This is a genomic window from Arthrobacter cryoconiti (assembly GCF_020905375.1).
Lineage (GTDB): Bacteria > Actinomycetota > Actinomycetes > Actinomycetales > Micrococcaceae > Specibacter > Specibacter cryoconiti.
In genome coordinates, this window is record NZ_JAJJBU010000022.1 from 139,381 (window position 1) to 148,302 (window position 8,922).

Here is an 8,922-nt window from a genome sequence, read left to right on the forward strand (position 1 = left end):
CACTATGATTTGAACGAAAAACTTACACTTGCGTGGATGGGATCACCAGCCACTGAACCTTTCCTGGACGCGTTGGCTGGACCATTGATGCGGCTGAACCAAGAAATTCCACTTCGATTGAGGATCATTTCTCGCGGTCGGCGCAGCTTTGGTGCGCTGGATGAGATTGTGGATAGGGTTGATTGGCAAGCCGATACCTTTGGCAGTCAACTTGCAGATGCTGACGCTGGCCTCATGCCACTTCCCGACACGCAATTCACGCGGGGCAAGTGTGCGTACAAGCTTCTCCAATATGGTGCTGCGGCGTTGCCCGTCATTGGCAGCCCAGTTGGGGTCAATCGAAATGTTCTCGGTCAACTCGGCGGACTGTCGGCGTCAAACGCCGACGAGTGGGAATCCGCAATTCGATCCTTGTTCGCAAGCACGTCAGCCGAAAGACGCGGCATGGGTGAGCAAGCACGATTTGGTGTTGACAGGGGCTTTAGTTTTAGGGCTTGGGCTCCACAATGGGCTGCGGCTGTGCGACTCTAGCACTTTCGTCAATTTGAACCGCGACAGAGCGAAGTTCTGAATCCCAGATTACCAATATTAGCCAAGTTGTTCCAGAGCACACGGCGGCAAGAGCGAATCCCCAGATCGCTCCTGCGAGATTGAATGCTAGAAGCCCTCCGAAGGGGAAGATAACACTGACCATCGTTTGGAAGACGCGTCCTGTTAGAATCGCTCGATGGTTCAGCCGGGCACGGGCGCAGATATAGTAGAAATGCCCTACGAGGTTGGCCGCGACAAACAAGGCACAAGGGATAGCAAAATGTGCCAGATCCGAGAGTACTCCCGGGAACAGTCCCCAACGTTGGATGACGATCACCAGGACAGCATAAGCAGCAGCCGACATTCCTAAGGCTGCGCCCGCAATCGCTGCGAAAGTCTTTCGTCCAGTAACTACCGACGCTGGCAGCTGCGATATGTTGGGGCGCAGCGGATCGAGCAAAAGCTGGACGGGGGTTGCAACACTGGATACGGCTCGATAAATACCGAATCCGCTGGCGCCCATGAGTGGCATCATTGCCAGCGGAGCCAGATTTGCTCCTGCATCCATCAGAATGGAATCTTTCAGCAGAATGCCAACCACATGACGTCGTGAGCGAATCCATGCGTCGAGATGACTAGATTTACTCCACCGAGCAGGCCGGTAGAATCCAGCACCAATAACATTTGAGATGGCCCATGCTGCTGCCAACGCCAACACGAGATCAACTTTGAGAGAGGCCAGCGTGAGAATCACGCCAAGAAATACCACAATCGTAGCAACATCTGAGGCGATGACTGCACCTGGTCCGTGGCTGACAACCCGGTAGTAGCGGCTGCCCAGACGACTCACATTGGCGGCAATACCGACGGCTGCAGCTACAGCGGTTAGCGTAGTGCCATAGACGACCATACCGGCACCGAGTCCAATGAGTCCCGAGATGATTGCTAGTTGCGAGGCGGCGGGGGAGTAGTCCTCCCAGCTGTTCTCCACAAGACTCATCGAACCACGAACACGAACCCATGCGTCGCAAATGATGGAAAGTGTAAGTGACCATCCCAGCGCAAAGATTAGGTAGACGACAGCAAATTCGCCAGCCTGTTCAGCTTTGAAGATGAGCAGTGGTGTCAGTGCCACCAGGGCATTGCTAATTGCCCCAAATCCAGCCGAAGCCATTACTTGAAATTTAGCCATTGCTATAGTTCTCTGCTCGGCTCAGTTACTATATCGGCTACTTTGAGGTACTCCTCCGCCCGGCCTTCCCAGTCGAAGTTTTTGAATATTTCAGGAGCGGGTTGCTGCCAACCGACGGCGAGCAAATCACGTGTGGCCTGAACCCAGTGGGCGGGTTCGTCGGCAGGAACTACCTTGACATTGGCTCCCAGTTCTGCAAGGTAGCAGGCCGCTGATACCGGGGTGCTGACGACGGCTGCCCGACCGACGATCGCCTCCAACATAGTTGTCTGGAACCCCTCAGACAGTGTTGTGGGATTCAGCAGTATGGAATCTGTCAGCAGATCACGGATCTCCTCTGAGCCCAGATAGCCGTGCACTGTTCCGTGAGCACTGACGCGAGAAGTCCTAAGTTGATCTTCGAGCCTTTGACGTTCTGCACCGTCGCCGATGAAGTGGATCTCCAATTCCGGATATTCTAGAGCCAGAACTTCAGCCACATGGAGGGCAAGTTCCCACCCCTTGCCGGGGACCAATCTACCCAAGAATACAAGGCGTTGGCGTGTTTGAGTTCGGGGAGCAAGCGGCTGGAAGGCAGCAACGTCGATTGCATTGTGGAATACCTGTGACTCCACCCCCGACAAGCGCCTCACAAATGTACGTGCACCATCGGAGATAGCAAGCACAGCGGACGCCCGGCGGAGGATGTATCTCCCCATCGTTTTGTCAACAATCTTGCTGGCCATACTGACAAGTGGTGAAACACCTCTGACGAAGTCTGAGCCATGCTCGGTGTGGATTACTGGAACGCCTAGCAATTTACCCAGCCGAATACCGACGAATGACATCGGGAAAAATCGAGTGTGTGTGGAGATGAGGGTGACGCCTTGGGAAGCGAGTAACTCATAAACCTGCCGAGTTGTACCCAAGAGGGGCGCCGAAAGCACGCCTGCAACTGTTCGAGTAGCTCGTAGCCTGTGAACCTTGACAAGGCCGTCTTCGAAACCGAGATGATCATTGTCAAGGGCAATGACAGTTACTTGTGTGCCCGCCTTTGCAAGTGTGCTGGCCAGCATGGATACGTGCTGTTCCAAGCCACCGACTTTAGGCGGATAATTGTTGATGACGATTGCTACATGGTGATTGGTCCGGGGCACAGGACTGGAGTCTCTCTTATCGTGGAACAGCACTAGTTAGAACGCAGAAGAATCTGGTCCCTTAGACGCGGCGACCACCGCTTTGAGTTCTTGAACGTCTACTTCCAGCCGTTCAAGCGAATTTCGTAGAATAGCTGCTTCTTCAGCCAGGGCGCGGGCTTCGTCTTCGGCCGTTGAAAGTTCCCACGTGAGGTGAAGTGTCACGACAACCAAGAGAAGAAGAACCATGGCGAATATGAGGTTTGCCGGGACGATGACGCCCAACCGCTGGCTGGCCCACTGCAGAATCTGGGGGAACCCGGAAAGGACGACAGTGAACGCACCGAGGAATAGCCAAATTACAGCATACTTTTCGCGAATCGTTCCACGTCGAACCCATACTATTATCAGCCCAACGGTAAAAACCGCGATGGCCAGCGTGATGAGGTTACCGGTCACGGTTCTACCTGACTTTCCATCTTGATGGCGGAGTGCTTTCGGGTCAATGCGAGGAACAACGCAAGTACTGAGCGGCCGAGATAAATGGCGGACTTGAAGGGGTTGTGACTTGGGACGCCAGCTTGCCGGGCCCGCATTTCCACCGGCACTTGAACAACCGTGCAGCCGGAGCGAAGTGCAACCACGAGGGAATCGATGGTGTCGCCCAAGTACTCGGCGGGATAGTGATCAAGATATTGGGCAATTGCCTTGGTATTGCCGGCACGGAATCCACTTGTGACGTCCGTCAATTTAGTTCCAGCCAGCCTGGAAATTACTGCGGCTAAGAATCCCATGGCCCATTTGCGAGGGCCTGAAACCGAATAACTTCCACGCTCTGCAAACCGTGCCCCGATGGATATGTCAGCGTTTTCAAGCCCATCAAGTACATGCTGGATGTCTTTCGGATCGTGCTGTCCATCTGCATCGACTTGGATGACTTGCCTGTAGCCATGTCGACTGGCGAACTTGAATCCTGCCCGCATGGCACCACCGACACCGAGATTGAACGGCAGAATCAAGACTTGCGCGCCAGCTGCGGTGGCAACTTCAGCTGTCCGGTCCGTGGACCCATCGCTAACAACCAAGACGTCACAATGCGGCGCTTGCTGGATCACTTCGCGTATTGTCTCGCCGATGACGACGTCTTCGTTCCAAGCGGGCATGACAACGAGGGGTCGTGAATTATAGGTAGGCATCGCAGACATTGTATCAAATGTGGACGTCATGGAGTCTTGAGCACCCCGCCGGCGAATTGTTGGGAACAGGAGGAAGCTATGCACACTTGTTCGGCAATCGGGTAGCCGAGCTCTCCGCCTTGTCCGGCCCTCGCCCACCATTGAGAACGGATGTTGCCGGTAACCGAAAGTACTGCGTGTGATGGGGTTATGTATATAGTGCCATTCGTGAAGTCCTGAGAGCATCCGCCCTCAATAAGCCCGCAATACAGGTTCGACGTCGGGTATCCAAGTATTCCGGCCTGGCCTTGCATGCTCCACCACTTGGCGCGAATGGGATCGACCGTGGCTTTAGCGTCATTACTAGGGGTTAGGTAAATGCTCCCATTTTGGAAATCTTGAACACATGCGTTCCCCAATAGACCACATACGAGATCTGATTTAGGATAGCCGAGAGCACCCCCCTGGCCCTCGAGTGCCCACCACAAGGTCCTTGTGGAGGTCAAAACAATTCTCGTTCCGGTGGAGGGATTTGAATAGATTGACCCTCCTTCAAAGTCTTGCTGGCAGCCTTCTGCTATGAGACCGCATCTGTACGGTGAGACGGGGTATCCTAGGCTCCCTCCCTGACCAGCCAACTGCCAGTATTTGTCTCGGAAGATGCCTCTAACTGCAAAAGTAGAGCCTGCTGGGGTAGCGTAAATTGTGCCATTCTCAAAGTCTTGCTGGCAGCCGCCTCCCTTGAGACCGCATCTGGCAGATGTGATCGGGTACCCCAGTTCGCCCCCTTGCCCAGACAACGACCACCACACAGAACGGTAGGTCCCTGAAACGACCAGCAGAAGGTTTGCTGGCGTGGCATAGAAACTGCCGGACACAAAGTCTTGCTGGCACCCACCTCGGATTAGGCCACATCCGTAGTCACTTACCGGATACCCTAAATTGCCGGCATGGCCACCGAGGCGCCACCAAGTATCCCGGACTGGACCTGAAACAACGTAGGGGAGCCTTCCGGGCTGCGTGTAGATGCTGCCTGCGGTGAAATCAATCTGACAACCGTGCCCAATCGGACTGCAATATTGGTTAGTTATGGGATATCCCAAGGGACCACCCTGAGCCCCTGTGGACCTCCATTTTGCCAAGGGAAGGGCCGGTACTATCCGAATAGCGCCGCCCGGTACGATGTAGATACTTCCGCCTTCGAAGTCTTGTTGGCAACCCCCACCCACCAAGCCACATACCTGGGCGGAAATGGGGTACCCCAGTGCTCCCTCTTGCCGATTCTGGCCGACATACGAAATCCGGATTGGATCTCCAATTGTGAAGACACCACCAGTCGGCGTCCTATAGATGTCGCCATTTTGGAAGGGCCTGATACAACCGCCACGAGCTAGATCACAAAAGATCCCTCCTATGGCACTACCAAGTCCCGGGTTGTCGACCGCAACTTGCTGGAAAGTCGTCAAAGGCTGGTTGTGAGTTCCGCCGGCAAGCTCCTGAAGCTGTCGGAATGAGCCGTTGAAAACGTCCTGATCACCCGGGAAGGTGCCTGCGTCAGCGTATTGCCATATAGTGTGCGCCGCCCATCCGCCAGGCTTCCACACATCATTGGCAGCAGCGCCGTAGGCAGCGATCCACAACGGATTCGATTGGGAGAAGGCCGTACTGGCACCCATACAGTCTTGCCAAAAATAGTAAGACGTATAGATGACAGCATCTCGACCGGTGAGACTCTTATAGGTGTTAGTGAAATCTTTGGCCCAGCCGGCCAATTGTCCGGGTGCCATCCCGAAGCAGGTACCAGATGAATCGCTGCCGTTGCTCTCTAAGTCTAAGACCCCAGGCAAAGTTGATCCATCGTTTGCCCACCCGCCGCCGCTGGCAATAAAAACTTGGGCCTGGTTTGTTCCTGAAGAGAGGTTTGGACGCGCAAAGTGATAGGCCCCGCGAATCATTCCGACGGCAGCCGAGCCGTTGTATTGCTGCCCAAAATAGTCATTGAGAGTCCACGGTCCTTCGGAAGCCTTGATATAGGCAAAGCGGGCCCCGTTGTTCCACGCGGTCGTCCAGTCTACGTTTGCTTGCCAGCCACTTACATCCATTCCCAGTGGAAATCCTTGTGTCCCGTTGGGTTGGAGCGCGAGAAGACTATTCGACAATCCGGTGTCAGTCAGGGAGCCAGCAGTTTCGGGGGAAAAGTGAAGACCGGAGGAACCGAATCGAAGGCCTGATTGCGGGGGCAGGCGGCCAGCAGCGCCCATTGCTTGACCTGGTCCGTCCGGTTTTTGAAGTCCGGTCGGAGTGAACTTTTCAGTGACCACTTCCGAGACCGAATTTTGTGGATTTGATCCCGTGACGACGGCGCCAAGAGCAGCCGTGTATGGGACTAATGTGGCCGCGCAGAGAGCGAGCAAAACCGCGGTGGCGACCCGCGTTGTCAACTTCATTTTGTCGAACTGGCCCAATTCTTTTCCTATCTCAATGCAATGCTGCACGGTTTTCCCGGAGTCTGGTCTTTGTGCAACTCTCCAAGATTGCCATCATATCTGACACGTAGTTCGCTCGAAGGTTCCTTGACGTTTTTACATAGGCCTCAAACCTCATATCCACAAGCGATCGTTGGTGCACAACTAGGATGTTAAAAGCAAGAAGTTCCGGGGCCCACCGCCCTTATGGACACTGCCGATGTCACAAATTAGATGATTCAGAACCGCCCGAGGACGACGCTATGACGGGATCGCCGACCTTGGCTCTGGTTCACTCCGATTGTGCCGAATTCGGCTTAACAGCGATCAAGGATTTCAGTATCGCCACCGCCTCTGGCGAGACGCGTTGCATGACGCGGGACTTACCCAATCAATGTCTCGTAAGGGAACCTGCCTGGACACAGCCGTGATGGAGGGCTTCTTCAGTCATCTGAAAGAGGAATGGTTTCGCATCCAGCAACCCGAAACCATCGAGCAGTTCCACGCAGGGCTAACCGAGTACATGCAGTGGTGGAACACCACACGCATCCAGAAACGGCTCGGCTACCTCAGCCCCGATGAATGCCGTGCCCACACAACGGCCATCACGTAGAGTTTTGATTAACCCGTCCAACTTTCGGGGACCACTCCACTGCTACGCCAGTACTACCCCAAAGGCAGTAACCTCTCTCCACACACGCCAAAAGACCTCGTGCGTGTTGCTCAACTACTCAACAACCGGCCACGAAAATCTGTGTTTCGTCAAGTTAATGTAGGCCATTTCAGCGCTAAGAAGTGGGCCATCTTGGCTCACTTTTGGTCTGTTGCAGCGGTTCCTCATTTCATGAGGGCATTTTTGACTCTGTAGGACTCGCCGCGGAACTGTAGGAGCCGCCCGTGGTGCACCAGTCGGTCGTTGATGGCCGCGGCCATGTTGTCGTCGCCGAACACGGTTCCCCAGCGGGAAAACTCCAGATTTGTGGTGATGATCAGGCTGCGTTTTTCATACCCGTCCGCGATCACTTGGAACAGCAGCCGGGCACCTTCGGTATCGATCGGAAGGTAGCCCAGTTCATCGATCTATGCGGATATCCGCATAGATCGATGACATCGGCCTTTTGCCCATGGGAACCGACTCCGCAGAGGGGCTGTAACGGGTCGTGGATGCCGCCTGTGAGAAACGCCCCATCGCGATCTCCTCGAACCTGCACCCGGAAGGCTTTGACGAGCTGATGCCAAAAACCCTGGCGACAGCGACGGTGGACCGGCTGCTGCATCATGCACATGTGTCCCAGACCAGCGGCGGCTCCGTCAGGCTGACCCAAGCCCTAGCAGGAAAGGGGGTGACACAACTGAGATAAAAAACCGGACCAATATGGACACCCACAAATCTATATTTGCGGGCAGATCTCATGGCCACATCCGGGCAGTTTTGCTGGCCACCAGTGGGCAGATAACCTGGCCGCTGGTGGGCAGAAACTCATGACCCTTGACATGGCGTCGACCCGCAATGCGCGGCTCATAGCCATTCGCGCTCTATTTGCGCTCATTCTGCCCGACCATCCAGAACACGCCGACCCATCTGCCGCATCCTCACCATCCCACCCGCCAAGAACACGAATCCCCTGATCTGCTGCCTCAACGAAACCGAGATCTATGCGTTAATCGCAGCACTAAATACCAGACATGGACCGGTAGACGCGACCAGACGATGCTCTCCCTGGTCATCAACACAAGAGTGCGCATCAGCGAACTCATCAGCCTCTCCAGCGCCAGCATCCACGTTGGTACAGCCGTATGTCGGCTGTGAGGGAAAGAGCCGCAAGCACCCATCCACGCCCATCAGCGCCGTTATACGTGAGATCCTACGCGCCTACACCAACGAACGAAGTGCTCGCCCTGGCACTACACTTTTTCCAGGACCCCCAGGGCAACGCTCTCTCACATGTCGCCATCGAAAACCGGCTCGCAACCCACGTCCGTACCGCCGCCTTGAGCTGCCCTTCAATGGGCGCCAAGCCCATCACGAAGCACACGCTGTGGCACACCACCTCCATGAACCTCCGGCACGCTGGAGTCGACATCACCATCATCGCCGTGTGGCTTGGCCACGAGCAAACCTCCACGCCGACATGGCAACAAAAAATGCCGGAATGGAAAAGACCAGACCACCAGAAGTCATTCCCAGCCACTACATCCCAGAACCCGACACCCTCACATGACTCGAAGGCCTCCAAATATGCGGACAAGGCCCCGAGAGAACCGGCCCCAGCAAAGACAAACAATCACAAAGTCGACATAACCCAAACATCAGCATAAGCCGTCAATTGACGACTGAAACTCCTACGCGGCTCACCCCTGGGCTTCAGGAATCTCATCAACTACATCGCAGATCATTCTGAACCGTCCCGGAAATCATGCCGCCGTTTTGTGGGCGGCAGCGT

The 8,922-nt window shown here is 55.1% G+C and carries 8 protein-coding genes and 2 pseudogenes; 4 read left to right on the forward strand and 6 right to left on the reverse strand.

Annotated elements, in window-relative coordinates; genetic code table 11:
- Positions 1 to 36: 36 nt before the first annotated feature.
- A complete protein-coding gene (locus tag LOH53_RS11850) occupies positions 37 to 531 on the forward strand; it encodes a glycosyltransferase family protein (protein WP_230067953.1) in 495 nt (164 codons plus the stop codon).
- Here LOH53_RS11850 and LOH53_RS11855 read toward each other — a convergent pair.
- The 5 genes from LOH53_RS11855 to LOH53_RS17035 are packed head-to-tail and all read right to left on the reverse strand — an operon-like array spanning position 488 to position 6,460.
- Positions 488 to 1,705 carry a hypothetical protein gene (locus tag LOH53_RS11855; protein ID WP_230067954.1) on the reverse strand — a complete coding sequence of 406 codons (1,218 nt, stop codon included), beginning with the start codon at positions 1,703 to 1,705 and terminating at the stop codon, positions 488 to 490. The two genes, LOH53_RS11850 and LOH53_RS11855, sit on opposite strands and share 44 nt — an antisense overlap.
- 20 nt (positions 1,706 to 1,725) lie before the next feature.
- On the reverse strand, positions 1,726 to 2,859 hold the full coding sequence (locus LOH53_RS11860) for a glycosyltransferase family 4 protein (RefSeq protein WP_230067955.1): 1,134 nt from the start codon (positions 2,857 to 2,859) through the stop codon (positions 1,726 to 1,728).
- Between the two features lie 36 nt (positions 2,860 to 2,895).
- A complete protein-coding gene (locus LOH53_RS11865) occupies positions 2,896 to 3,297 on the reverse strand; it encodes a DUF2304 domain-containing protein (RefSeq protein WP_230067956.1) in 402 nt (133 codons plus the stop codon).
- Positions 3,294 to 4,034, reverse strand: a complete 741-nt coding sequence (locus LOH53_RS11870) for a glycosyltransferase family 2 protein (RefSeq protein ID WP_230067957.1) — start codon at positions 4,032 to 4,034, stop codon at positions 3,294 to 3,296. Before LOH53_RS11870 ends, LOH53_RS11865 begins: the two co-directional genes overlap by 4 nt.
- A gap of 26 nt (positions 4,035 to 4,060) precedes the next feature.
- Positions 4,061 to 6,460: a GH25 family lysozyme gene (locus LOH53_RS17035; protein ID WP_407651458.1), complete on the reverse strand. Its 2,400-nt coding sequence runs from the start codon at positions 6,458 to 6,460 to the stop codon at positions 4,061 to 4,063.
- A 385-nt stretch (positions 6,461 to 6,845) separates the two neighbouring features.
- Here LOH53_RS17035 and LOH53_RS11875 point away from each other — a divergent pair, with 385 nt between their 5' ends.
- Together LOH53_RS11875 and LOH53_RS11880 are read left to right on the forward strand one after the other, a co-directional pair.
- Positions 6,846 to 7,091, forward strand: coding sequence for an IS3 family transposase (locus LOH53_RS11875; protein ID WP_268251121.1), 246 nt, complete (start codon positions 6,846 to 6,848; stop codon positions 7,089 to 7,091).
- 30 nt (positions 7,092 to 7,121) lie between these two features.
- Positions 7,122 to 7,346 (forward strand): annotated as a pseudogene (locus LOH53_RS11880) (hypothetical protein); the annotation flags it as partial.
- On the opposite strand, the pseudogene LOH53_RS11885 reads toward LOH53_RS11880, so the two are convergent.
- Positions 7,316 to 7,558 (reverse strand): annotated as a pseudogene (locus LOH53_RS11885) (ATP-binding protein); the annotation flags it as partial. The pseudogenes LOH53_RS11880 and LOH53_RS11885 overlap by 31 nt on opposite strands.
- A gap of 80 nt (positions 7,559 to 7,638) precedes the next feature.
- Here LOH53_RS11885 and LOH53_RS11890 point away from each other — a divergent pair.
- A complete protein-coding gene (locus LOH53_RS11890) occupies positions 7,639 to 7,839 on the forward strand; it encodes an ATP-binding protein (protein ID WP_326832773.1) in 201 nt (66 codons plus the stop codon).
- Positions 7,840 to 8,922 lie beyond the last annotated feature (1,083 nt).